This is a genomic window from Caldisericum insulae (assembly GCF_047785965.1).
GTDB lineage: Bacteria > Caldisericota > Caldisericia > Caldisericales > Caldisericaceae > Caldisericum > Caldisericum exile_A.
This window is the reverse complement of record NZ_JBLOBF010000011.1, coordinates 1-24,148: the sequence shown is the minus strand read 5'-3', so window position 1 is coordinate 24,148 and position 24,148 is coordinate 1. Positions and strand designations below refer to the sequence as shown.

Sequence of the window (24,148 nt, the reverse complement as noted above, 5' to 3'; positions counted from 1 at the left end):
ACTTTTCAAGAATCTGTTTTATCTTCCCCAAGTAAAAACCATGTTTTGCATCACCGATTATAAGTTCAGTTGAGCTGTAAGTATTATCGCATATCGAAATTAAAGTGAAGAGCGTATGGAGAGTTTTTTTAGAGTGATAAAAAATCGCTCAATTTAGGTTAAGAAAACTTTTGATTTAAATTTTATTCTTTTCTCTTAATACTCCTGCTTGCCCTTATGTTAACGCCTGTTCCAAGAGCATTTTCAAGAATTATATCGTTCATCTTTATAGGCGCTTCAACTTCTATTTTTCTTAACTCATCCATAAGTTGAAATATAAGACCCTTTGGAAATGGAGCATCAGTATAGACAGGAAGTAATGGATGAACACCATTCTTAATCTTAACTGTGGTTGCTACCTTTCTTCTTGGATCTTTTACTTCTTGTTTTGCAAAATCAATCCCAATATTGCACTGATTTCCCTCAACTTTTACAACTTCACCATTCTCAACATAAACAGTAAGCAAACACCCAACAGGACATCCAAGACAGGTAAATTTTCTTATCTCCATATTAGCCTCCAAATCTTTCAACACTTACAATAAGTTCTTTTGCTTTTCTTACTTCATCATAAGCCTTTTGAGGGATAGTGAGCGTTACCATCTCGCCGGGGCGTACGTATCGCTCAAGCTTCTTTGTAATGAGATTCGAACCATCGCTTACCTCAACCCAAACTTTTTCTTCAATTGGTTTATTAACTCTCATCATAAGTTTAACGGGGCCTTTTTCAAGCGCATCACGTTTAAGAAATTGAGGCACAATATGGTGGATATTATTACCGGGAACAAGCCTTACAAATTCTCCTTTTTCTTTTACTTCTCTTACATATCTTGCAGCCCCTTTGCCTGCAGTATAACCTGCATCAGTGACCCAGTCAACAAGGTCAAAAATTTGAACGACATTCCCTGCAGCAAAAACACCAGGGATTGAAGTTTGCATTTCCTCATCAACAAAAGGTCCTTGAATCAAAGGATCTATCTTAACACCGAGTTTTTTAGAGAGCTCATTCTCTGGAATAAGCCCTACAGATAAAAGCAAAGTATCTGCAGGTATTATTTCTTCTGTCCCTTTTATAGGATTAAAATGTTCATCGACTTGAACTGACTCAATTGCTTCAACTCTGTTTTTACCTAAAATTCGATTTACAGTGTGACTTAGTTGAAGCGGTATATTGAAATCTTGAAGACACTGCACGTAGTTTCGAGTAAGTCCAGTAAGAAATGGCATTATTTCGAGAACTCGCTCTACCTTTGCTCCTTCAAGTGTAAGTCTTCGTGCCATAATCATTCCAATGTCTCCTGATCCTAAAATAACAAATCTTTTTCCAGGCATAAAACCCTCGATATTTACAAAACGCTGGGCTGTACCTGCAGTATAAACTCCTGCAGGCCTAAAACCAGGTGTTCTAATTTGAGCACGAGTTCTTTCTCTTGCACCCATTGCAAGGATAAGTGATGTTGCTTCAATTTCTTTAAAGCCAAACCATTTGCTTGTAACATAAATTTTCTTCAATGGAGTTATTTCCAAAACCATAGAATCAAGCATAAATTCAACACCAATTGATTCTGCTTCAGTTATAAATCTTTCCGCATAAGATGGACCTGGCAGATCCTCTTTAAATATCTCAACACCAAAACCATTATGAATGCATTGATTAAGGATCCCACCGGGCTCTTTATCCCTATCGACTATAAGAACTGATTCTGCACCTTCTTTCTTTGCAGAAATTGCCGCCGCAAGTCCACCAGGACCAGAACCAATAACAACAACATCATACCTATCTTTCATCTTCTACCTCCTTAGTTTTTCTTAGAAGGAAATAAGAACTGTCACCTTTTTTCGTCACTTCAATCGGAGAAACGCCAAGCTCTTTCGAAAGTATTTCAACAACTCTTGGTGTATCAAATGCACCTTGGCACCTACCTGTGCCAAGCCATGTCCTTCGCTTTATTGCGTCATAAGTCCTTGCGGGAATTGGTGCATGAATTTCTTCAAGAATTTCACCTTCGGTTACGTATTCACAGCGGCAAATAATTCTACCATATGCAGGATTTTTACTGACAAGTTTTGCTCTTTCCTCATTACTCAAATCCCTAAAACGAGGCCTTGGTTTTCTTATAGGATTAAAGTCCTTCTTTTCCTTTAATTCAAGCCCTGAATCTTTTAAAAGCTCTACAACCATTTTTGCAATAGCAGGAGATGATACAAGACCAGGCGATTCAATCCCTGCGAGGTTGAGGATACCCATATTAGGATTTGCTTCTATAAGATAATCATGATGATAATCAACATTTGGATTTGGAGTTCTTGCATTGCCAGTTGGACGAAGCCCAGCAAAAATTGCTATGACATGCCTTAAATTATTCACAATTTCTGGCACAAGTTTTGACGCACCTCTAAAGACCTCTTCAAGCCCCTCAGCTGTATTTGATGTGTCTTCCTTATCGGGAACTTCATGAGCATTTGGACCTATAATTGTGTTTCCATGTATTGTAGTTGTCACCATAATGCCTTTCGTCAATTCTGTTGGGGTCGGAAAAAGCACCTCGGATATTGCAAACTCATTTCTATCAAAAACATAATATTCACCTTTTCTTGGTGTAATCTTAAATTCAGGGTGAAGATTTGCCTTATGCATGATAAAATCCGAATACAATCCAGCTGCATTAATTACCCAAGAAGATAAGAATTCACCTCTATTTGTTTTTATCCCAATTATTCGATTACCTTCAAAAATAAAGTCTTCAAAAGCCGTATCAAGATAAAGCTTAACTCCGTTCATAACAGCATTTTCCATAGGTGCAAAAGTAGCCTGGAAAGGATCTGTAATGCCACCGGTATAAGCAAACATTGCACCACTTACATCCTTATTAATGTAGGGGAGTCTTGACAAAACCTCATCTCTACCTAACATCTCAATCCCCACTACACCATTTTTCTTTCCTCTTTCGAAGAGTTTCTCTACTTCTTTAAGCTCTTCGGGTCCAACCGCAACAACATAATCACCAGTTCTTTTAAGGGGAATGCCAAGTTCAAAAGCAAGTTCATCCCAAAGTTTATTTCCTTTCACATTAAGCTCTGCTTTTAAAGTTCCTGGAATTGGGTCATATCCTGCATGGATTATCGCAGTATTCGCAGCAGTTGTGCCCATACATACATCGGATTCTTTTTCAATGACAGCAACCGAGAGCTCATACTTTGAAAGTTCCCTTGCAATCATAGCTCCAACGACACCTGCACCAATAATAACGACATCAAACTTTTCCATGATACCTCCTATGATCTAATCTTCTGCAAGGTGGAATGATTTTTCTACAGCCCTAAGCCAGTTTTTATATAATCTAAACCTTTCGCTTTCGTCCATCTTTGGAGTCCATTTCTTGTCGACTGCCCAGTTTTTCTTTAGCTCTTCAACTGAGGTAAAGAATTTTACGGCAAGACCTGCTGCATAAGAAGCGCCAAGTGCAGTTGTCTCAATTACCTTTGGTCTTATGACTGGTACACCAAGAATATCAGCCTGAAATTGCATGAGAAGTTCATCTACCACCATTCCACCATCAACTTTTAATACTTCAAGTTTTATGTTTGAATCCTGTTCCATCGCATTTATTACATCCTTTGTCTGATAAGCCGTTGCTTCAAGGGCAGCGCGTGCAATGTGTCCGCGGTTTGCATATCTTGTTAAGCCTACTATAACACCTCTTGCATCGGTTCGCCAATACGGTGCAAAAAGACCGGAAAACGCAGGCACAAAATAGACACCTCCGTTATCAGGGACACTTTTTGCAAGCTCTTCAATTTCACTTGACTTATTTATAATTTTAAGATTATCTCTAAGCCACTGAACAAGTGCACCTGTAATTGCAATGGAACCTTCAAGTGCATAGTTTTGAGGGTTATCACCAAACTTATATGCAACAGTTGTAATAAGGCCACTTGAACTCCGAACAATATGATTCCCAGTATTTAAAAGTAGAAAACATCCAGTTCCATATGTATTCTTTGCTTCACCTACATCAAAACATGTTTGCCCAACAAGCGCAGCCTGTTGATCTCCAAGTGTACCACCAATTGGAATTTCACAATCTAAGAAATCAAGTTTTGTAAAACCATAAAGATTTGGATCAGATGACGGACGAATTTCAGGAAGCATACTCAAAGGGATGTCAAAAGAGTTTAAAATTTCTTTGTCCCATTCAAGATTTCCGATATTTAAAAGCATTGTTCGTGAAGCATTTGTTACATCGGTTATATGCTTTCCACCATTCGGCCCACCTGTAAGAAGCCAGATAAGATATGTATCAATTGTACCAAAAAGTGCGTTGCCTTTGCTTGCCTCTAACTTTACGCTATCCACATTATCAAGAACCCACTTCAACTTCAACAAAGAAAAATAAGTTGAGATTGGAAGTCCCGTTTTTGATTTGAACCAATCATTAAGGCCATTCTTTATGAGTATTTCAACATCATCTTTTGTACGTGTATCTTGCCATACAATTGCGTTGTAAAAAGGCTTTCCGGTATTTTTGTCCCAGACTATCGTTGTTTCTCTTTGATTTGTTATTCCAATTGACGCAATCTCACAGGGAGATATACCTGCACGTTCTATTGCGTCACGAATGACATACTTTGTATTTTCCCAAATCTCAATAGGATCATGCTCAACCCAACCAGGCTTGGGAAAAATTTGTTTGTGTTCTTTCTGACTTGCTCCAATAGGATTTCCAAATCTATCAAAAATTATAAAACGAGTACTTGTTGTGCCCTGATCAATTGCTCCTACAAATCTCTTTTCCATACATCACCTCACACACTTAAAACGAGCACATCCTCTTTTGAGAAATATATCTTTATTTTATCCCCAATATTTGGAAGTTCCAACTTCGGGTTATTGAAAGTATCACATGAAACAATTGAATCTCCTAACTTAACTTGAATTCTAACAATTGCGCCCATAAAGATAATTTTTGAAACAACTCCCTCAAACGAATCTGTTATAGTTTCATCGGGAACTATTTTTAGACGTTCTGGACGGATTGCAACAGTCACTTTGTTGCGTGCAAATTCTGAAAGGGGATACCCTATATCAAATTTCTGCCCAAACACTTCAAGAACACCTTTTTGTCTATCAACAATTTGGGTATTAATAAAATTAAGAGTGCCCACAAATGATGCAACAAAATGTGTCTTAGGACTATTGTATATCTCCTGGGGCGTGCCAACTTGTTCAATCATTCCTTTATTCATAACAACAACCCTATCCGACATTGTAAGCGCTTCTTCTTGATCATGTGTGACATAAATTGTTGTAATGTTGAGTTTTTGTTGTATTGCACGAATTTCGCTTCGCAATTCAACTCTAATTTTTGCATCAAGTGCAGAAAGAGGTTCATCTAATAAAAGCACTTCAGGATAAATGGCAAGTGCCCTTGCAAGGGCAACTCTCTGTTGTTGCCCACCAGAAAGTTGATGTGGGTAACGCATTGCAAATTCTTGCATGTGTATTAGGTTAAGCATTTCGAGAACACGCTTTTTTATCTCACTTTCGCTTTTTTTCTTTACCCTAAGCCCAAAGGCGATATTTTCAAAAACCGTCATATTGGGGAAAAGCGCATATGATTGGAAAACCATACCTACATTTCTTTTGTTTGGAGGAAGATATGTTACATCAACTCCATCTATGAGAATTTTACCTTCTGTCGGCGTTTCAAAACCTGCAATCATTCTAAGTGTTGTTGTTTTTCCACAGCCAGATGGCCCAAGAAGGGAAACAAATTCACCTTTTTCAACGCTTAAATTAAAATCCATAACTGCAGGAACAGTATTTTCTTTTCCAAAATATTTTTTGACGTTAATAAGTTCTACAAATCCCATATTCGCCTCCATTAATGTATCCCACCAACTTGCTCTTGCTTAACGATAGAAGTCCTATTAACCCACTGAATCACACCCAACGCTCCCCAGGTAAGTGCAAACGATATAATAGCAAGTGCCGCAGGTTCGTATGCTCTATTCTGTCCTAAAAGCGCCATATAAGGACCAAAAGCAGGCCAAGCAAGCATAGAAGCCATTGTAAGTTCACCAATTACAATAGCAAAAGTTAAGAATGTGCCGCTAATTAGCGAACTTCTAAGATTCGGTAATATCACCTTGAAAAGTATTGTAATCCACCCCGCACCAAGGCTTTCGGCAGCTTCAGTTAGACGCTCCACATCCATTGCCATAAGCCCATTATCAACAGAACGGTAAATATACGGAAGTGATAAAACTACATAACCCATAATAAGAAGAAGCGGGGTTCTTGTAAGTTGTATTGGAGGCTTACTATAAAGTCTTATTAAACCAAAAACAAGAACAATGGGTGGCACAACAAAAGGAAGCTGTGTTATAAGTTCCATAACAGGACGAAGATGTTTCAGTCTTAACCTCACCCAGAACGCAGCTGGTACAATTATTAAAAGGCCAACTATAATCGTAAATATAGACATTTCAAGTGAAAAGGTAAATGTTTTATAAAATTGAGGATCTTTTAATACAGACTGATACGCTGCAAAACTTAGAACCCCTTTCTTCATCTTTAAGGAGAATAAAAATGTTGAAAAAAGTGGAAGAAGAAAATAAAACGCACCTAAAAATATCCAAAACCACGCCCAAAATCTACTCTTCTTCATTTTAACCACCTTGCAGTCTTACTCTGCAAATAGTTGTAGCTTAAAATTGTTATACCCATAATAACAATCATACCTAATGCAAGTGCATAGCCAAGACCAACATTATGCAAGATATCTCCTCGGATTTCTGCACCAATAATAATAGGCACTATATTCAAAAATCCTCCCGTTAATGCGTAAGCGGTTGCATAAGCACCAAAGGCATTTCCAAAAAGAAGAACTGTATTTGCTAAAATCGTTGGAAAAAGAATTGGAAGGCCAATATGGAGCCAGTATTGTGTATTTGTTGCACCTAAATTTTCCGCACCTTCAATCCATTCTTTCTTCATTCCCTCAAGTGCGGGTGTCATAAGAAGCACCATCAGAGGTATCTGAAAGTATAGGTAGGTAAGACACAATCCCCAAAAACTATACAAATTAAAACCATGTTCATAGATGTTTATATGAAAGATCTGCTGGATTAAAGCAGTTATAAGACCAACTCTTCCAAGCGTTGATATAAAAGCAAATGCAAGTGGTACACCAGCAAAATTTGAAGCAACACCACTAAAGGTGTTCAGATAGGACTTGACCCATAAAGGCAGATTCCCAAAAGTTGATGCATAAGCAAGCATGAAACCAACAAGTGCCCCAAAAACTGCTGTAAAAAGACTTACTTTTATGCTCAAAAGATAAGCATTCATTATGTATGGCGTGAATAGATCTTTAATGTTTTGTAGAGTGAATTTGCCCGAAGGATCCTGAAACGCTGAGACAAATATAGAAATTGTTGGAAGTATTAAAAATGCAACAACAAAAATAATAAAAGGAAAAAGAAAAAGTACTGTACTTAAAATTGAAAAAGTGGGACGGGGATTTCCCCCGCCCTCCCTAACATTCGTTTCTGCCGCCATTTTACTTTACGTTAACGTTTACTACTTTATCCCAATTATCAACAATATCTTTTTTTGCCTTGGAGATTTGATCAATTGTTGGGAAAATTGCTTTTGCATAGAGTTCAGCTGGAGGAAGTTTCTTTGCAAGATCTTCTGGAATGACATTTCTCTTTGCAAGATCGTTATATCTAATCGGATGGACATATCCTTTCAAATAAAGAAGTTGTCCCTCATCAGAGTATAGAAACTCCATCCAGAGTTTTGCTGCATTTGGATGAGGCGCATAGGCACTTATTGCCTGAACATAAACACCTGCAACAACAGAACTCTTTGGAATTACAACAGATATTTCAGGGTTGCCGTTAAAGTTATCTCTATCGGTAAGCGCAAGATAATCCCACATCATTGCAATTGGAGTTTCCCCACTTGCGATTGTTCCGGGCTTTGCAATAACAGGTACAAAATTGCCAAGCTTATTAAGTTGAGCAAAATATTGAAGCCCAGGCATTACATTATCAAACGAACCACCATTTGCAATTGCTGCTGCAGCAACTGCCATTGCTGCCATTGCAGAGGTTCTTGGATCTCCACCCAATGCAACTTTCCCTTTATATTCAGGTTTTAAAAGATCTGACCAGTCTTGTGGAATATTCTTAATGACGCTTGAATTTACCTCAAATGCCAAAACTCCGTAATAATCACCATACCAATAGCCATCGGGATCTTTTACATCGTTTGGAATTGTGTCCCAGGTTTGAACTTTATAAGGCTGAATAAGTCCCTGTTCTTTTGCAGTTGGCCCCCACGCCAAACCTACATCTATTACATCAGGAGCTTGAGGTCCAGTGCTACCTTTGTTTGCCTTTATTGCTTCGATTTCATCGCCAGAGCCTGCATTAGGATCAAGTTCGTTAACCTTTATTCCATACTTTTGAGAGAACGTAGAGATAATCTCTCCGTAATTTGCCCAGTCATGTGGAAGCGCAATAACTGTAAGCTCTCCCTCCTTCTGTGCTGCTTTGATGAGATTGTCAAGATAAGCATTGCCAGTCGATGTTTGCTCCGTCGTTGTTTTCTTTGCACAACCAGTAAATAAAGAAGAACCCACAAATACAACAAGGAGCAACGTGACGATAAATTTTGACGTAAATGTCTTTTTCATACCTACTTTCCTTTCTTAAAGTTTTTACTCCCAGATTATTCTAACACAAAAAATCATTAAAAATAGCAGCATAATGGCAAAATTTACAAAATTTCAAAAACCTCTAAATACCTACCACTTTAGAGGTGTTTCAGGCTCCTTATTTTTTATTAATCTATCTATATTTTCACGCATCGCAATAAGCATAAAAATAGCACCAATGAGTGCAAAAATTGCATAACTTATTGGAAAGGCATTGGGTTTTATAACCGTTGAAAAAAGGAATACAGCAATCGTTAAAAGCCAAGAGAAAATGATATTTGTAAGGCTCATTCTACGAGTTATAAGAAGAAGTATTGGAAGTGCAGGGAAAAATAGAATAAAATAATGAAGCCCAATAAGTCCAGATATTGCACCATAATAGGTTGAAGCTCCTTTGCCACCTCTAAAACGCAGAAATATTGGGAAAACCTGCCCCACCATTGGAAGTAGTGAAACAATTACAACAAACCATTGGTTTGAAAGAGAGATTCTTGCAAGATATGAAGGAAGAAGCCCCTTTGAAAAATCAAGAACAGCCGAAATTGTTGCCCAGCGCCACCCCAAGGCTCTTGATACATTTGTTGAAGATGCAGAATGAGAGCCAATTTGAAGCACATCTACTCTATTAATTTTTCCAACGATATAGCCAAAAGGAACCGAACCCAGAAGATATGCAAAGATTGAAAGCAAAATAAATTTAAGGTGTTCGCTCATTTTTTATCCTCCTTAAAACCCTTTCGTTTACAGGGGTTTTAATTTTAAGCTCCCTTGCTAACTTCACCACTGCTCCTGTATAGTAATCAATCTCATCAATATTTCCCTTCTCTTTTGTCCCCCGTAATTTTAAAACAAGGTTTGAGATAAAATTTCGAAATGGGAGCATTAGAAATATCGGTGTGTATTCAACTATGCTTGCAAAAAATTGAACAGGATAGTGAGGAAAATTTAAAAACCTGTGTCCACTTTTCTTGACAACCTGAATATATTCCTTTAAGGCAAGCATCTCTTCAATAAATGAATCTTTATTACGCAAGCCCTCATATAGGTCGAAGCCCATTGAATAAGACGGAATTCCTATTAGATTTGTAAACAACTTTGAAAACTCCATATTTTTTACGTTGTCCTCGGAAACTTTTGTAAACTCAATACCGATGGTATTAAAAACATCTTCTAATTCTGTTGTATCATCAATTCCATAAAAAACCCCAAATGCAATTCTAACAGGACGCCTGTATGAAATGATAACTGAACCCAAATCTCTACTTTCTTTTACCGCATTGAACAAAACAAGACGAATGATCCTTAAAGATGTAGGCACGGATCCGTAAATCTCTTTAACAGTTTCTAAGGCATCCTCTCCTGCATTAAATCCGTTCTGAGATAATATAAGGTACTTTAGATCAGATATTTTGGGAAGATACTCCTTTAAAATTGGTGAAACAGGATTTTTGGTTGTAAGAATTACTGCTTCAAATTCTTTAATTTTAGAAATTTCGTCTGACCCAAGAAGATTAACTTCAAACTTCGTTATATTACCGTTAATTTCAACAAAAACTTTGCCACTTTTAACTAAAGGTAGCGTCGTCCTTCCTGCAACACCATAAACTTGACTTGCCCTTTTTAACTCTTCTGCAAAAAGAGTCCCCGTGCGCCCACCTGCGCCTACAACCAAAATATTTCTCATCAGATACATTATAGGTAAAATTAAGATAAATTAAAAAGCCCCTAAGGGGACTCAAAAGGAGGCTTAAGAAAAGATAGAATTTATATTGATCGTATGATTCTTTTTGCTTCAGGAATTTTTGATGGACTCATACTCAATTCATCAACACCCAAATTAACAAGTATTGGTATTGCTTCAGGATCGCCTGCAAGCTCGCCACAGACTCCTGTCCATTTTCCTTTCATATGAGATGCATCAACGGTAAATTTAATGAGCTTTAGTATTGGACTATCGAGAGGTCTATAGAGATATGAAAGATTTTCGTTAGTTCTATCTGAAGCATAAATATATTGAGTTAAATCATTTGTTCCAATGCTAAAGAAATCAACATAATCTACAAGCTCTTCCGCATTGAGTGCAGCAGAGGGAATTTCAACCATTATTCCTACTTTTATATTTTCATTAAATGGAATATTTTCTCTTCTAAGATCCTCTTTAACTTCATTAAGAACTTTGTTTGCCTCAATTATCTCGTCTTTAATTGCAATCATTGGATACATAATGAGAACATTACCGAACGCGCTTGCTCTAAGTATTGCCCTTAGTTGAGTCTTAAAGAGATCTTTTTCTTTGAGACATAATCTTATTGCTCTAACCCCCAAGAATGGATTTAGCTCTTTTTCGAGGTTTAAATATGGTATTTGCTTATCCCCACCAATATCGAGTGTTCGAATAATTACAGGATGCGGTTTAAAGCGCTCTGCAACAATTTTGTATGCTTCAAACTGCTCTTCCTCTGTAGGGGGAGTGTCTCTATCCAGGAATAAGAATTCAGTCCTGTAGAGCCCTACACCTTCTGCCCCCATCTCGAGAGCCTTATCAACATCCTTGAGAGAACCAATATTTGCAGCAACCTCAATCCTTTTGCCACCTTTTGTGTAGGCAAACTCTTTAGCCTTTTCCTTTAGCAATTTTTCCTCTTCCTCTTTTTCTTTCTTAAGATTCGTATACTGCTTTTTAGTTTCTTCCGTAGGATTTACAAATACATCTCCATTTGTTCCATCGATTATGAGTTCATCACCATCATGAATGCTTTCAAAAAGTTCTTCGACACCAACAACAGCAGGAATCCCCACCGCCTCAGCAAGAATTGCCGTGTGTGATGTTGGCCCTCCCCTTTCTGTTATAAAACCTAAAACATTTTTCCTATCAAGTGATGCAGTGTCAGAAGGAGTTAAATCCTCAGCAACAACAATTGACTGAGGTGGAAGATTCGATAAATCAACTTTAGGGACATTAAGTATATTACGGAGAAGGGAATCTAATATGTCGTATAGGTCTTGTGCTCTTTCCTTCATATATTCGCTTTGAAGATTCTGGAGCGCTTCTATGAATTCCTCAAAAGCAGATTTAACAGCATAAGGAAGGTTATATTGAGATTCAAGATATTTATTAATTTTCTCTTGAAGTGTTGGGTCTTCAAGAACTAAAAGATGCGCTTCAAATATTTCTGCTTCCTTCGGATTTGATTTTTTAAGGTTTTCATATGTTAATTGAATTTCTTCTTTTGTCTTTTCAAGGGCTTTTTCTAAAATCTTCTTTTTTTCTTCAATTGGAACACTATCTTTGCTGTTATTAACTTCAATTTTTCTTTTCAGGTATACTACTGCAAAACCCAATGAAATACCTTTAGAAACAGGAATTCCTTTTAAGTGCTTCATTCCGCATCTCCAAAATTATTATTTACCAATTCTTCTATTGTTTTTAAGGCCTCTTCCTCATCAACTCCATCAACGGTAACAGTAATTGTACTGCCTTTTTCAGCTCCAAGTGATAGAACTCCAAGAATACTTTTTGCAGAAACAACTTTCCCATCTTTTTCGATTTTTATGTCACTTTTAAACTTACTTGCAGTTTGTACCAAAACTGCGGCAGGTCTTGCATGTAACCCAACTTTGTTTTTGACAGTAAAGGTTTTCGTTAACATAGCATTACCTCGAAGAAACAATTTTTCATATATTAACAAAGTCTCCATTATTCTCTATTGATTTATAAATACTTTCTATTACTATTTGATCTTTGTATGCCTCTTCAAATGTAGGAGTTCCCAAAGGCACAAAACCATCAATTAAACTCTTAAAAAACCAAACAAGACCAGTATAATGCAAATCAACCATTTTCCCCATAGAAAGTTTAGAATCTGGATATATATTTTTAACCTCGTTAAAGAAAGGTTCTTCCTTAAGAATCTTTTCATCTAAATAAATTCTTTTTCCATTTTTGTCAAAAACTTCAGACTCGTTAGAATTTTCTGAATTTATCTTAATTGCACCTCCACTACAATAAATAACAAAATCCGCTCTGTCATTTCCAACAGCAACTCTTGAAACTTCAACTACTCCCTTAGCGCCATACTCCGTTTCAACCATTATATAGCCCCAATCATCTACATCTACATTTATCTCTTGAGAAGAATCTTCCAATTTTCTTCTTTTAACAGTTGTTCCTGCAAATGCACTTACTCTTACAATCTCCCCAATGAGGAATCTTACAAGATCAACAAGATGAATCCCCAAATCTACTATGGCACCACCGCCACTCTTATTCTTCTCTAACCTCCAAGAGATAGGTCTTAAAGGATTCAGGTATCCTGAATGAAGCATCTCAAAGTGAAAGGAATTAACCTCACCAATAATCCCACTCTTAATTATCGCACGCGCTTCAGAAACCGCTCTCATAAACCTATAGACAAGTGCAACCTGATTTTTCAAAGAAGTTCCTTGAGCTAAATCTACTAACTCCTTTGCTTGAATTGAATTAATAGTTAAAGGCTTTTCACAATAAACATTTTTCCCATGGTTTATGCTTTCTAAGGCTTCTTCAAAATGCAAATAGTTAGGAGTACAAATATCTACAACATCAATATCAGGATCTCTTAAGATATATTCAAGATCATCTACTACATTCTCAAAACCTATAAGTTTACCTAAAGACTCTTTTTGCTCCCTGTGAGTAGTGTAAAGAGTCTTTAAATTAACCGTAAAGGTAGAATTCCTATAAATTATAGGGAGACTTTTTATTGCAATTAGATGATTTTTTGCAATCGCACCAAGACCAATTAATGCATAGTTTATGTTTTTCATTTATTTGTAAAGTTCTTATTCTGTTTATATAAAGAATACAAAAAATATAGGGAGAGAAATTTCTCTCCCTATCCCTTAAGGTAATCCTATTTGCTCTGGTTTAATTTAATCGTTACATAGCTTGCAAGTCCTAATAATACTACAGCAAAAATGATAGTTCCAATATAAGCCCCCACAATGCCCATTCTTGAAATTAACCCACCGACAATACCTGACCAACAAAAGTCAGTATCTCCGAAAGTGGTATTTGCAAGCCCTAAGGTTCCCATATATGCTAATAGTAGCGCCGGCAATACAGTTATAAGTATACCATTTACAAAAGCGCCAAGAATTGCACCTCTTCTACCACCTGTTGCATTCCCATAAACGCCTGCGGTTCCACCATCAAAGAAATGAGGAATCATTCCAGGAATAATTAAGGCAAGACCAAAAGGACCCATAAGGAACATTCCAACTATCCCTCCAACTACGCTTGAAAGGAATCCCACGATTACTGCAGTGGGCGCAAAAGGAAACACTGTAGGGCAGTCTAATGCAGGTATGGCATTAGGAATTATTTTTAAAGCAATCCCTTGGAACGCCGGCACAATCTCACCAAGTATCATTCTTACGCCATAAATAATAATAGCAATAGAAGCACCAAATGTAAGTCCTTCCATTAGTGCATACATTATGTAATTTCCACCATTTGAATATTTAGAAAGAACAGTTGGTCCAGCCAAAATAGCCAAAGCAACATAAATAATAATCATAACGATGCTTGTCGTAACAATGGGTTCCTTTAGAAAGTTCCATTTCTCTGAAAGTTCTATTTCTTCTGTGGATTTACTTCCTTTACCTAACCATTTTCCAACAAGAGCAGACATAATATATCCCAAAGTATTCAGGTGGCCTAGCGCAAAACCTGCGTCATTTGTAACTCTCTTTGTAAAAGGATGAACAAGTGCAGGCATAGCTGTCGCCACTGTACCCAACATTATTGCCCCAATAATTATTTGGTTAGCACCTTTTATTCCGGCTGTTCCTATAACCACGGCTAACACTGTCGCAAGATAAAGCAGATGGTGACCGGTAAGAAACACATATTTTGCTGGTGTAATCCAGGCAAATACCAGGTTAAATAAAAATCCCAAAGCCATAATAGCTGCTACCTGTTTTCCGAAAGACTGCAATGCAAGAGCAACTATCGCCTCATTCGTTGGAACTACACCATGTAAGTGGAAAACCTGCTGAATAAGATCACCTAAAGGAGACAAAGTTCCTATAACAAGCGTAGCACCTGCAATCAAAATAAGAAATCCAATAATGGTTTTTAGTGTTCCTGTTAGGACTTCACTAAAGGATTTTTTCAAAGCAATCAAACCAATAAGAGCCATCAAACCAACAAGCAATGCTGGCTTACTTAAAATCTCATCTACAATAAATTTTATAACTGACATACAACACCTCCTTATTTAAAATTTTTGCGTACTTTTCGAATGGATCAGCCCCTTTATCACCTCCTTTCTAAATTTCTAATTTTCCTTAAGAATATCTTGCAGTTTTTCTTTCATCTCATTAACATCAGTATAGTTCTTGATTGTTATAACTTTTATTCCTTTTTGTGTAAATGACTTTGCAAATTCAAACGATGTAATAACGAGATCAACATCCATAGAAGTAGCAGAAGCAACATCAGATACTTCTACAGAAGCATTAACTCCCATCTCTTTGATTGCTTTTTCTAAAGTCATTTTTAAAACTAGTCCAGAGCCTAAACCCATCCCACAAACTGCAAGTATCTTTAGCTTTTTTTTAGCTTTATCTTCCATAATTCCTCCTAATTATTAGTTAATAAATTTAGAACGTCCTCCAAAGTCCCTCGTGCTAAAATATCCCAATTCTTTTCGTTCATAAGTATCTCACTCAATTCAGCCATTGTGCCAATGTGACTCCTGTCATCGGGTGTTGCAAGAGTGATTATTAAATTTACTGGGTCATTGTCAGGATGCCCAAAGTAAACAGGCTTAGATAATCTTAAAAAACTAATGGCAAGTCTATTCACACAATTTCCCTCGTTTCTTGCATGTGATAGTGCAAAATGAGGTGCTATAACAAAATAAGGACCATTTTTATGAAAGGAATCTATTATAAGTTTACAGTACTCTCTAGTTACAGCACCATTTTTTACCAACATTTCACAACCTAAATTAAGAGCCTCCTCTGCATCGCTTACCTCTACATCTAACAATATACAGTCCTTGGAAATCACTTTAGATAATAAATTACTCTTTTTATTATTTTTAAATGTTTCACTCATTTGCATAATCTCCTTTCTTATAAATCTAAGGTATTTATTAATTATTGTCAACAAAACTTTTATAGCAATGTGGTCAATAATTATGATAAATTATTAACTTATCTTAACAATACTTAGTCTGAAGTTAACAATCTCAGGATTTTATCTAATTGGTTTGACTCTAAAATCTCTTTGGCTATGTCTGGTTTATTGAGTTTTTCTATTACCTTGTACAACATTTTGCCATCTTCTTCTTTGTTTGATATGGCAGGTAATACCACAATAGAGACTGGAACAGATTTATTTTTGTCACTTGTAAGATTAAAAAGAAGAGGCTTTTTTAACAACACTATAACAATTACACTCTTAAGCGTATACTCACTTTCTGCATGCGGAATGGCAAAAGGGATAGGGCTTTCAATGCCTGTTGGAAATTTCTTTTCTCTTTCTAAAACAGCTTCAACGAAGCCATTTTTTACATAGCCTTTATCTATAAGTTCCTTGCCGATTGTTTTTACCAGTTCTTCCTTATTTTTAAAAGAGTCTTTTATATATACAACAAACTTGTCATTCAAATTGTCACGGGAATCTGATATTTTTGATTTTGTAATTTCTTTTATCCTTTCCCTTATTATTTTTACATCTTCCCTCATAAGTAAAGGAGATACTACAATCGTAGGAATATTTGATAAATTAAAATTAATGTGAGTTGTAGATATTATAAGATCAACATCGGAAGGAATTTTGTTATCTAGGGTTTCCTTAAAGGAAAAAGTTTCTACAATATCAAGATTAGGGAATTCCTGAATTAGTCTATAGTAAAGTATCTTTGAAGTTGCTATACCCATTGGACAAATGACAATGGTTTTTATCTTACGAGGCAACTTTGCAGATTCAAGCAATGCCATTATATAAGTTGCAATGTATCCTATTTCCTCTTCAGGAATTGCAACCCGAAAACTTCGAAAAAGATTTTCGCTAACCTTTTTTGCAATACCAAAGGCAAAAGTATATTCCCTTTTTATTGTTCTAAGAAGAGGATTTTCAATGTTAACCCCTAATTTGATTTTTTCCACAGCTCCCTTTAGATGCATTGCAAACATCTTCATCAGTTCAGGATCTCTTTCTATGACGAAGCCAAGAGAACTTTCTGCAAAATCAATTATTTCTCCAACCTTTTTTAGGTATATCTCTGGTATTGATTCAGAAGGAATATTTTCAAAAGATTCTGCTCTGATTGAAAGAAATTTTTTAGTTAAGAAAATGATTTCTGAGTTATCTAATTCAATTTTTAAATTATTTTCAAGGATTTTTAAATTCCGACTAATTGCGCCATATTCTTTCGTATTTTCAATTGTTTTTGATGTTTCATCCTCACAAACAATGCGAAAACCCCTTAAAATACGCTCTAAAGTTATGTAAATATCGAGTGCAAAGCTAAACATATCTTGAGGGTTAATAACTACTTTTAGATCACTAAGTACACCCTCAACGAACTTTTTAATCGTAGGAAAATACGATGTTTTTAAAATTCTAACACCAAAGATATTCTGTCCGAAAGCCTGGGAATCATTATGGCTTGAGAATTTTATCGCAATGTTATCAAAATTATAAGAAAGGATATTTTTGATAGATGATTTTATAGCACTTCGTATATCATACTCTTCTCCTTTTATTATATAACCTCTTCCTGGTTCACCAATGAGAATGATATTAAAATCTTTAAGCCATTCTCTTATTTTTTTAATGTATGCATTGATAGTAGGTCTTGATTTGTCCAAAATATCGGAGAGTTCTTCAATTGTGGGAGTTCTCTTGCTTGCAAGAAGTAGATAAGAAGCAAGCCAGATTTTATTTTCGGTATTATTAAAGACATCTTCTGTGATTCTTAATTCTTCCTTTAGAATCTTTTTCTTTTCATTGCTTCCCTCAATCTTTATGCCAACATTAGGCCGAGCAACAATGCTGAGCTCATAGTTCTTTAAAAAATCAGAAATTGATTGCATATCTTTTCTTAAAGTATTAATGTTAATACATGTATCCTCTGACACTTTCTTCAAAGAAACTGGATAATCATATTCAAGAAGATATAGGAGCGCCTTTAAAATCCTTCCTTTGATTTTTACCATCTCTTACTTTGAGATCTCTCTTATCTCTCTTAGTACGCTTGGTGCAATCTCGCGGTAATCCTTTTTTAAAAGATTCTCAAAAGTTCTTAAATCGCCTCTAGCCTGTTCAAAAAGATTTGCCAAATCAGGATAGTTATCAATAAGATACTCATATACTCTTGGATTTTTTATTTCATAGGAATATAAAACAGACTTGTCAATAAGCTCATTAATACTTTTTAAAACAACAATTGATGGCAAATGCAATTTATCTATAATCCTTCTTACGCTTGTTGGTTTAAATTCAAGTACCGAAAGAAATTTTAAATCTTCTTTATTAAGAGATATATTTTCACTCCCATCAGTAAAATTAACAAATTCGTTTAGAAGATATGCTAATTTAGGAAATTCCTTCTCAACATCCTTTACAATTTCAATTGCCTTTTCAGTTTCTTTTTCAAAATCTGATTTAAAATAAACTTGTTCATGCTTTACAAAATCAAACGTTTCCGAAGTTATTGCGATTTCTTCAAGTGCATCCATATCGTGGTAGTCGTTATACTCGGCATAAACAATGCGCCCTTCCTTTAAAAGGATATGATTTTCTTCTTTGCTTCCAATGTACAAAAATCCCGAATACTTATTTTCATATATGAGTTCCAAAATCTGGGAAAGACGCATATCTTTCCATAAGGTTCCTTTAAGCATATTTTATTATATTAAAATTCTTCAATGCTACAAATTTATCTAAGATACTTTCTTGCAAAAATTTCCAAAAAATATAAAATATTAAGTGATGGAACATATAAAATTTTATTTTGGTATTTTTGGATATTTATTTGTTGGGGTTGTTTTATTCTTGATTCTTTTGGGAAAATCGTCCAAAAAAGTTCCCATAAGAAGAAAATATTCTGTTGATAAATTTATCGCTATAATTCCTGCTCATAATGAAGAAAATGTTATTGCAAACTCAATTCTTTCTGTTAAGAAAGCAGGCTTTGATAAAGTAGTTGTAATCCTTGACAAATGCACCGATGATACACCTATAATTGCAAAGGGCCTGGGAGCTGAAGCCATGTTTGTAAATTTTAGATCAAAAGGGCGTTCTCTTGCATATGCAATCCCTCAAATCGTTCAAAAATATGGAGAAGATGCATTCTATATGATTTTTGATGCAGATAACGTAGTTGAAGAAAAATACATAGAACACATAAAACCATACGTTGAGTCTTATCCTGTGATTCAAACAAACCTCTACAACCTCAATGTAGAAGGAATTATCCCACGCATGTATATATTTATGGATGCAATATATCTTAGGATACAAAAGGCGCTTACCCTTCTTGGGCTTTCTTCTATCATTTCAGGCTACGGTTGGGGAGCATACGGATGGGTTTTTAACAAGCACAAATTTAACTGCAATTCTGTTCTTGAAGATTTCGAATATACGGTAAAACTTCCGTTAAAGGTAACATTCGTAGAAGATGCAACAGTCTTTGACGAAAAACCTGTTAATTTTATCGCTTCTTTTAGGCAGAGACTACGCTGGTATAGAGGATATTTCTATACAGTATTTAAAGTAAACGGAATTGCAAAAAATCTTTACACTATTCCATTGATTGTTTTTTCAGGAACAGGGATTTTGAGTTTTCTTCTCTCACTACCAAATCCACTTTATATTTCAATACCTGTAGTCGTGTTTGTTCTACATACACTTTTTTTCTTGCTTCCTCTAAATGAGAGGGAGTTAAAAGATGTAAAATGGTACGATATATTCCTCATATTCTTCTTTAATATGACAAATCTTGCTGCAATACTTACCGCAATGTTTACCTATAACAAGACCGAATGGATAAGAACGCCACATGTATTCAAAGTAAATATTTAGGCTCCATAAGGAGCCTTTTATTTTAAAATAATCTTCAAAATTTAGACTTGTATTTTAGAATTTATATCCAAATTTCCTTAAAAGTTCTTTTCTTTCTTTTACATGCTCTTCGCTTTCAAACCCTTTTGGTTTTACACCATCAACAACTCCTAAAACTGCCCTTCCAAGATCTGTTTCTGCAACAATAACTTGCATAGGATTTGCTGAGGCTGCGTATATATTGCAAACCTCCTGGACATTCTTTATCGCATTAAGCACATTTATCGGAAATGCACCTTTTATAAAAATAATGAAGAAGTGCCCTGCCCCAACCTCATAGGCATTTTTCTTTGCAAGCTCAACAAGTTCGGGATCATTCCCTGCAAATCGTACAAGTGCCACACCTGAAGCCTCATTAAAGGCTAATCCAAATTTCACACCTGGGACACTTCCCACAATTGCTTCACTCAAATCCTCAACTGTTTTAATGAAGTGTGACTGACCAAGAATGCAATTCATATCCTCTGGCTTTTCTATTGGTATAACTTTAATTTCAACTCCCATAATTATTACCTCCTTTCATCTTTTTACATTATAATTTAAAAAATTAATTTGTAAAAGGAGGAAATCTTGGAAGAAAAAACGCTTAAAATTAGCAAAAAGGCATTTATAAACACGCTTATAATTCTTTTTGTCCTTATGGTTGTTGCTCTTATTATTACTTATTTAATTCCATCAGGCTCATACAAAAGGGTTATAACAAATGGCATTGAAACAATTAACCCGAATTCGTTTACATTTGTTCCCAAAATTTATTTACCCATATATAAACTCTTCACAGCACCCATAGAAGTGCTTTTCTCAAAGGACGCACCTCTTGTGGTAACTATAATAATTTTCATCTTATTTGTTTCGGGAAGTTTTTCAGTATTATCCAAGGCAAATATCGTTAAGGCAATAATTCTCTCAATTACAAAAAGATTTGAGAGAAGGAAGTATCTCCTTATTGCAATTGTAATTTTCATCTTTATGTCACTTGGGGCAATACTTGGACTATTTGAAGAGATGATACCATTGGTACCACTTGTTGTTTCACTTGCAATTTCTATGGGTTTTGATGACCTTACGGGCCTTGGAATGAGTTTACTTGCAGTTGGCTTTGGTTTTAGTGCTGCAATTTCAAATCCATTTAGCATAGGTGTTGCACAAAGACTTGCAGGTCTTCCACTATTTTCGGGCGCATATCTAAGAATTGTATTTTTTATTTTAACTTATTTTATAACAACACTTTTTGTAATAAGTCATGCAAAATCAATTGAGAATAAGGATACAAGAGTCAATCTAATAGAAGAATACGCTTCGAATCCAAAAGAGTTACGTGCAATCCGTTTCTTTGCGTTGTCACTTGTGCTTATGCTTGCTGTGGTTATAATTACACCATTTAATGGAACGTTATCGCAAATATCTCTTCCTCTAATAACCCTCATATTCTTGATTGCGGGTTTTGGCTCAGGAATATTTGCGGGACTCACCATAAAGGATACATTCAAAACATTTTTTGAAGGAATTTTAAATGTTGCACCATCAATCATATTAATCCTTATGGCTGTAAGCGTTAAACATATCATCGAACAGGGAAACGTTATTGATACAATACTCTATTTTGCACAGACATACATTTTAAAAACTAATCAATATGTTGCAGGTATCGTTATGTATATCACAACCCTTATTCTAAACTTTTTCATCGGATCGGCATCTGCTAAGGCATTTCTTGTAATACCTATACTTGCACCTCTTTCAGACCTTGTAGGACTTACAAGACAGGTTGCAGTAACCGCTTTTTGCTTTGGCGACGGTTTTTCAAACCTTCTTTATCCTACAAATGCAGTGTTAATTATTGGTCTTAGCCTCGTGGATATGCCATATCCTAAGTGGATAAGATGGACAATAAAAATACAGGCAATAATTTTTTTAGTTTCAATGCTATTCCTCATGTTTGCAATTAAAATACATTACGGTCCATTTTAAAAATTTGGAGGAATAAATGAAGGAAAAAATCATTTTTGATTATGAAAGTGCTAAAAAACGATTTAGAGCTCATTTTGAAGAATTTAAAAGAAAATTTTCAGACGTAGCAATTGAATCAATTCCTATTGATGAAAATGACAATCTATTTATTGATATAATAAGAATATTCAAAGACAAACCCAAAACTCTAATTTTTACTATTGGAGAACATGGTGTTGAGGGAATCTTTGGCTCATTTATAATGGAAGTATTTATTCAAGAAATTTTGCCTATGCTCAATTTGGAGGACACATCAATTATACTTGTTCACCCAATAAATCCATTTGGAATGAAGTACCTTGAAAGAACGAATAAAAATAATGTAGATCTCAATAGGAATTTCCTTAATTCATGGGATAATATTTTCAAGAACACAGCATATTTAAGTTTGCGGGACGTTTTTGAAAAAAGTGGAAGCGTTGAAAATTTGGTAGTAGAAAGAATCAAGTATTACAAAGATGTCTTAAAGATTCTCATACAGGGTAAGACAAAACTTGTAAAAAATACACTCCTCATAGGACAATACGAAAGTCCCAATGGACTTTACTATGGAGGGAAAGACTATGAAAAAGAGACACTACTGATGATAAAACTTTTTGAAAATGCGTTTAAGATATCAAAACAGGTTGTTCATATCGACATTCATACAGGTTATGGACCCAAAGATACGATGTCTGTTGTTAATTCACATCTATTTGTTGAAGATTCAAAAACATTTGAGAAAGAAATCAACTATTCCCCCGTTGTAAAAAGCGAAAATAGTGAATTTTATTCAATGAGCGGAGACATGATAGATTATCTTTACACTTTAAGAAATGAAAAATTCAGAGATACAAAACTTTATTCTGCCAGTTTTGAATTTGGCATCCTCGGAGATTCCATATTAAACGAAATAGAAGCACTTTTTAGAGCAATAATCAATAACAGATTGAGATTTTATGGAAGCAAAAATGATAAGATTAAACAATATGTAAAAAAATTGTATTTAGAGGCATTTTGTCCCACAAGTGAAGAGTCAGTTAAAAAAATGTATTCTCAATTTAAAAGGGCAATTTTGGGCATACTAAAGAAAGAAGGACTTATTTCAAACAAAAATCTTTGATTTAAAGAATTATTCAGCTTGACAAATAAAATTTTAGGTATATAATATAACAAGAAAAACCAAAAAATTACTGTAAATTGGCATTGAAAGAGGCATTAATATGATAAGTGCAAAAATTACAAGAAGGCAATTGCAATTTCTTGAGGCAGTTGTAAAACTATACAAAGAGACTGGTCTTCCTGTTTCTTACAAGGATATAGCTTCAAAATTGGGTGTAAGTAGATGGACTTCATATGATATTTTACAAGAACTCTATAAGAAGGGCTTTCTTTCCATAAAGTATAGACCCGTAGGTGGACCTGGAAGATCTGAAATTCTCTATGAACCAACAAGTGGTGCAATAGAAAGAGTTGATAGTGCAAACCTCTTTTTCCCTATCTCTACAATGGGAAAATGGTTTATTGAAACGCAGAAAAAAATTGAAAAATTAAGTGTAGATTCAGCAATAAATTTTGTTTACGAACATACAATAAGTGAGCAAAACTCACTTATTGTATTACTTTATACACTTGCCTTAACAGTAATTCTTACAAAAGTTTTTAACGTAGAACTTAAAGAAATGGTGAATGTAAAGGCAATTCTCAATTCAAATACCTATGCACCTGCTGCGCTTATGTTCCTTGTTGAATCAATCTATGGACTTTTTGAAAAAAATATAGATTCCGAGAAAATAAAGCTTGATCAAGGCGAGTTTAAAAAGTTAGAAGAAATCGTAAAAAAATTCAGGGATAGCACATCTCAAGTCTCACCTTCCTTTCAGGATAGAATTTTAAAGCTTGTAAGTGCTTTATTATAAAGGAGGTGAAAAATATGTCTGTTGGGCAAGCGCTCAAAAGAGTTGCCCTTACTAAGACGGTTGAATGGGCTATTGGTTATCTTGAAAAGGACCCCGAAAGAAATGTCAAAAAAGTCGTTGAGATTCTTTACAATGCATCAAATACATTTAACCTCCCACCAGTTTTCAAGGATCAACTAAAAGGAGTTAAAACCCTAGTTGATAATAATAGACCTGGTGCACAGCTTTTGATTAACCTGTTAAAGGATACAAATCCTGAAGTTGCAAAAAAGCTTGCAGTTAACTTTATTGTAAATGCTGCTTGGTGGGGTGTACCAATCCAAAGAGAAACAACAAAGAAAGAGGGTTTCAAT

23 protein-coding genes and 1 pseudogene are annotated in these 24,148 nt (G+C 35.3%); 5 read left to right on the top strand and 19 right to left on the bottom strand.

Features of this window, described 5'->3' with window-relative positions:
- Positions 1–182: 182 nt before the first annotated feature.
- The 18 genes from ACMV0E_RS06780 to ACMV0E_RS06695 form a co-directional block, all read right to left on the bottom strand.
- Positions 183–551, bottom strand: coding sequence for a DUF1667 domain-containing protein (locus ACMV0E_RS06780; protein WP_416085629.1), 369 nt, complete (start codon positions 549–551; stop codon positions 183–185).
- 1 nt (position 552) lies between these two features.
- Complete coding sequence (locus tag ACMV0E_RS06775) at positions 553–1,827, bottom strand: NAD(P)/FAD-dependent oxidoreductase (RefSeq protein WP_416085628.1); 1,275 nt, start codon at positions 1,825–1,827, stop codon at positions 553–555.
- Positions 1,817–3,307 carry an NAD(P)/FAD-dependent oxidoreductase gene (locus ACMV0E_RS06770; protein WP_416085627.1) on the bottom strand — a complete coding sequence of 497 codons (1,491 nt, stop codon included), beginning with the start codon at positions 3,305–3,307 and terminating at the stop codon, positions 1,817–1,819. The genes ACMV0E_RS06775 and ACMV0E_RS06770 overlap by 11 nt, the downstream gene beginning before the upstream one ends.
- Before the next feature lie 15 nt (positions 3,308–3,322).
- Positions 3,323–4,837: a glycerol kinase GlpK gene (gene glpK / locus ACMV0E_RS06765; RefSeq protein ID WP_416085626.1), complete on the bottom strand. Its 1,515-nt coding sequence runs from the start codon at positions 4,835–4,837 to the stop codon at positions 3,323–3,325.
- Between the two features lie 8 nt (positions 4,838–4,845).
- Positions 4,846–5,913, bottom strand: a complete 1,068-nt coding sequence (locus ACMV0E_RS06760; protein ID WP_416085625.1) for an ABC transporter ATP-binding protein — start codon at positions 5,911–5,913, stop codon at positions 4,846–4,848.
- A gap of 11 nt (positions 5,914–5,924) precedes the next feature.
- On the bottom strand, positions 5,925–6,710 hold the full coding sequence (locus ACMV0E_RS06755) for an ABC transporter permease (RefSeq protein WP_416085624.1): 786 nt from the start codon (positions 6,708–6,710) through the stop codon (positions 5,925–5,927).
- Positions 6,707–7,603: an ABC transporter permease gene (locus tag ACMV0E_RS06750; protein ID WP_416085623.1), complete on the bottom strand. Its 897-nt coding sequence runs from the start codon at positions 7,601–7,603 to the stop codon at positions 6,707–6,709. The genes ACMV0E_RS06755 and ACMV0E_RS06750 overlap by 4 nt, the downstream gene beginning before the upstream one ends.
- A gap of 1 nt (position 7,604) precedes the next feature.
- Positions 7,605–8,747, bottom strand: a complete 1,143-nt coding sequence (locus ACMV0E_RS06745; RefSeq protein WP_416085622.1) for an ABC transporter substrate-binding protein — start codon at positions 8,745–8,747, stop codon at positions 7,605–7,607.
- A 111-nt stretch (positions 8,748–8,858) separates the two neighbouring features.
- Positions 8,859–9,482: a glycerol-3-phosphate acyltransferase gene (locus tag ACMV0E_RS06740; protein WP_416085621.1), complete on the bottom strand. Its 624-nt coding sequence runs from the start codon at positions 9,480–9,482 to the stop codon at positions 8,859–8,861.
- Positions 9,466–10,452, bottom strand: coding sequence for a ketopantoate reductase family protein (locus tag ACMV0E_RS06735; protein ID WP_416085620.1), 987 nt, complete (start codon positions 10,450–10,452; stop codon positions 9,466–9,468). The genes ACMV0E_RS06740 and ACMV0E_RS06735 overlap by 17 nt, the downstream gene beginning before the upstream one ends.
- An 80-nt stretch (positions 10,453–10,532) precedes the next feature.
- Complete coding sequence (ptsP, locus tag ACMV0E_RS06730; RefSeq protein WP_416085619.1) at positions 10,533–12,152, bottom strand: phosphoenolpyruvate--protein phosphotransferase; 1,620 nt, start codon at positions 12,150–12,152, stop codon at positions 10,533–10,535.
- On the bottom strand, positions 12,149–12,418 hold the full coding sequence (locus tag ACMV0E_RS06725) for an HPr family phosphocarrier protein (protein WP_416085618.1): 270 nt from the start codon (positions 12,416–12,418) through the stop codon (positions 12,149–12,151). The genes ptsP and ACMV0E_RS06725 overlap by 4 nt, the downstream gene beginning before the upstream one ends.
- A gap of 25 nt (positions 12,419–12,443) precedes the next feature.
- A complete protein-coding gene (locus tag ACMV0E_RS06720) occupies positions 12,444–13,574 on the bottom strand; it encodes a Gfo/Idh/MocA family protein (protein ID WP_416085617.1) in 1,131 nt (376 codons plus the stop codon).
- Between the two features lie 86 nt (positions 13,575–13,660).
- Entirely contained in the window at positions 13,661–15,013 is a 1,353-nt protein-coding gene (gene ulaA / locus ACMV0E_RS06715) for a PTS ascorbate transporter subunit IIC (RefSeq protein ID WP_416085616.1), read from the bottom strand.
- 75 nt (positions 15,014–15,088) lie between these two features.
- The gene (locus tag ACMV0E_RS06710; protein WP_416085615.1) at positions 15,089–15,385 is read right to left on the bottom strand and encodes a PTS sugar transporter subunit IIB; all 297 of its coding nucleotides are present in this window, start codon (positions 15,383–15,385) and stop codon (positions 15,089–15,091) included.
- Between the two features lie 8 nt (positions 15,386–15,393).
- Positions 15,394–15,873 carry a PTS sugar transporter subunit IIA gene (locus ACMV0E_RS06705; RefSeq protein WP_416085614.1) on the bottom strand — a complete coding sequence of 160 codons (480 nt, stop codon included), beginning with the start codon at positions 15,871–15,873 and terminating at the stop codon, positions 15,394–15,396.
- A gap of 113 nt (positions 15,874–15,986) precedes the next feature.
- The gene (locus ACMV0E_RS06700) at positions 15,987–17,981 is read right to left on the bottom strand and encodes a BglG family transcription antiterminator (protein ID WP_416085613.1); all 1,995 of its coding nucleotides are present in this window, start codon (positions 17,979–17,981) and stop codon (positions 15,987–15,989) included.
- A 3-nt stretch (positions 17,982–17,984) separates the two neighbouring features.
- Positions 17,985–18,668 (bottom strand): DUF4388 domain-containing protein, encoded by a 684-nt coding sequence (locus tag ACMV0E_RS06695; protein WP_416085612.1) that lies wholly within the window; start codon positions 18,666–18,668, stop codon positions 17,985–17,987.
- 88 nt (positions 18,669–18,756) lie between these two features.
- Between ACMV0E_RS06695 and ACMV0E_RS06690 the strand changes: the two genes are divergently transcribed.
- On the top strand, positions 18,757–19,848 hold the full coding sequence (locus tag ACMV0E_RS06690; protein ID WP_416085611.1) for a glycosyltransferase family 2 protein: 1,092 nt from the start codon (positions 18,757–18,759) through the stop codon (positions 19,846–19,848).
- 54 nt (positions 19,849–19,902) lie between these two features.
- Here the strand turns inward: ACMV0E_RS06690 and ACMV0E_RS06685 are convergent, their stop codons facing one another.
- Positions 19,903–20,391, bottom strand: coding sequence for an adenosine-specific kinase (locus tag ACMV0E_RS06685; protein WP_416085610.1), 489 nt, complete (start codon positions 20,389–20,391; stop codon positions 19,903–19,905).
- A 66-nt stretch (positions 20,392–20,457) separates the two neighbouring features.
- On the opposite strand from ACMV0E_RS06685, the gene ACMV0E_RS06680 reads away from it, so the two are divergent.
- The 4 genes and pseudogenes from ACMV0E_RS06680 to ACMV0E_RS06665 form a co-directional block, all read left to right on the top strand.
- Entirely contained in the window at positions 20,458–21,858 is a 1,401-nt protein-coding gene (locus ACMV0E_RS06680) for a YfcC family protein (RefSeq protein WP_416085609.1), read from the top strand.
- A 16-nt stretch (positions 21,859–21,874) separates the two neighbouring features.
- Positions 21,875–22,999 carry a M14 family metallopeptidase gene (locus ACMV0E_RS06675; protein WP_416085608.1) on the top strand — a complete coding sequence of 375 codons (1,125 nt, stop codon included), beginning with the start codon at positions 21,875–21,877 and terminating at the stop codon, positions 22,997–22,999.
- Positions 23,000–23,099: 100 nt separating this feature from the next.
- Positions 23,100–23,795 carry a LexA family transcriptional regulator gene (locus tag ACMV0E_RS06670; RefSeq protein ID WP_416085607.1) on the top strand — a complete coding sequence of 232 codons (696 nt, stop codon included), beginning with the start codon at positions 23,100–23,102 and terminating at the stop codon, positions 23,793–23,795.
- A gap of 14 nt (positions 23,796–23,809) precedes the next feature.
- Positions 23,810–24,148 (top strand): annotated as a pseudogene (locus tag ACMV0E_RS06665) (radical SAM protein); the annotation flags it as partial.

What these genes read in the sequence shown, in the direction of transcription:
- ACMV0E_RS06755 (WP_416085624.1), bottom strand. Translation starts at nt 6,710, where the DNA reads ATGAAGAAGAGTAGATTTTGGGCGTGGTTTTGGATATTTTTAGGTGCG.
- ACMV0E_RS06775 (WP_416085628.1), bottom strand. Translation starts at nt 1,827, where the DNA reads ATGAAAGATAGGTATGATGTTGTTGTTATTGGTTCTGGTCCTGGTGGA.
- ACMV0E_RS06745 (WP_416085622.1), bottom strand. Translation starts at nt 8,747, where the DNA reads ATGAAAAAGACATTTACGTCAAAATTTATCGTCACGTTGCTCCTTGTT.
- ACMV0E_RS06670 (WP_416085607.1), top strand. Translation starts at nt 23,100, where the DNA reads ATGATAAGTGCAAAAATTACAAGAAGGCAATTGCAATTTCTTGAGGCA.
- ACMV0E_RS06750 (WP_416085623.1), bottom strand. Translation starts at nt 7,603, where the DNA reads ATGGCGGCAGAAACGAATGTTAGGGAGGGCGGGGGAAATCCCCGTCCC.
- ACMV0E_RS06735 (WP_416085620.1), bottom strand. Translation starts at nt 10,452, where the DNA reads ATGAGAAATATTTTGGTTGTAGGCGCAGGTGGGCGCACGGGGACTCTT.
- ulaA (WP_416085616.1), bottom strand. Translation starts at nt 15,013, where the DNA reads ATGTCAGTTATAAAATTTATTGTAGATGAGATTTTAAGTAAGCCAGCA.
- ACMV0E_RS06675 (WP_416085608.1), top strand. Translation starts at nt 21,875, where the DNA reads ATGAAGGAAAAAATCATTTTTGATTATGAAAGTGCTAAAAAACGATTT.
- ACMV0E_RS06720 (WP_416085617.1), bottom strand. Translation starts at nt 13,574, where the DNA reads ATGAAAAACATAAACTATGCATTAATTGGTCTTGGTGCGATTGCAAAA.
- ACMV0E_RS06780 (WP_416085629.1), bottom strand. Translation starts at nt 551, where the DNA reads ATGGAGATAAGAAAATTTACCTGTCTTGGATGTCCTGTTGGGTGTTTG.
- ACMV0E_RS06740 (WP_416085621.1), bottom strand. Translation starts at nt 9,482, where the DNA reads ATGAGCGAACACCTTAAATTTATTTTGCTTTCAATCTTTGCATATCTT.
- ACMV0E_RS06685 (WP_416085610.1), bottom strand. Translation starts at nt 20,391, where the DNA reads ATGGGAGTTGAAATTAAAGTTATACCAATAGAAAAGCCAGAGGATATG.
- ACMV0E_RS06770 (WP_416085627.1), bottom strand. Translation starts at nt 3,307, where the DNA reads ATGGAAAAGTTTGATGTCGTTATTATTGGTGCAGGTGTCGTTGGAGCT.
- ACMV0E_RS06725 (WP_416085618.1), bottom strand. Translation starts at nt 12,418, where the DNA reads ATGTTAACGAAAACCTTTACTGTCAAAAACAAAGTTGGGTTACATGCA.
- ptsP (WP_416085619.1), bottom strand. Translation starts at nt 12,152, where the DNA reads ATGAAGCACTTAAAAGGAATTCCTGTTTCTAAAGGTATTTCATTGGGT.
- ACMV0E_RS06695 (WP_416085612.1), bottom strand. Translation starts at nt 18,668, where the DNA reads ATGCTTAAAGGAACCTTATGGAAAGATATGCGTCTTTCCCAGATTTTG.
- ACMV0E_RS06700 (WP_416085613.1), bottom strand. Translation starts at nt 17,981, where the DNA reads ATGGTAAAAATCAAAGGAAGGATTTTAAAGGCGCTCCTATATCTTCTT.
- ACMV0E_RS06710 (WP_416085615.1), bottom strand. Translation starts at nt 15,385, where the DNA reads ATGGAAGATAAAGCTAAAAAAAAGCTAAAGATACTTGCAGTTTGTGGG.
- ACMV0E_RS06760 (WP_416085625.1), bottom strand. Translation starts at nt 5,913, where the DNA reads ATGGGATTTGTAGAACTTATTAACGTCAAAAAATATTTTGGAAAAGAA.
- ACMV0E_RS06690 (WP_416085611.1), top strand. Translation starts at nt 18,757, where the DNA reads ATGGAACATATAAAATTTTATTTTGGTATTTTTGGATATTTATTTGTT.
- ACMV0E_RS06705 (WP_416085614.1), bottom strand. Translation starts at nt 15,873, where the DNA reads ATGAGTGAAACATTTAAAAATAATAAAAAGAGTAATTTATTATCTAAA.
- glpK (WP_416085626.1), bottom strand. Translation starts at nt 4,837, where the DNA reads ATGGAAAAGAGATTTGTAGGAGCAATTGATCAGGGCACAACAAGTACT.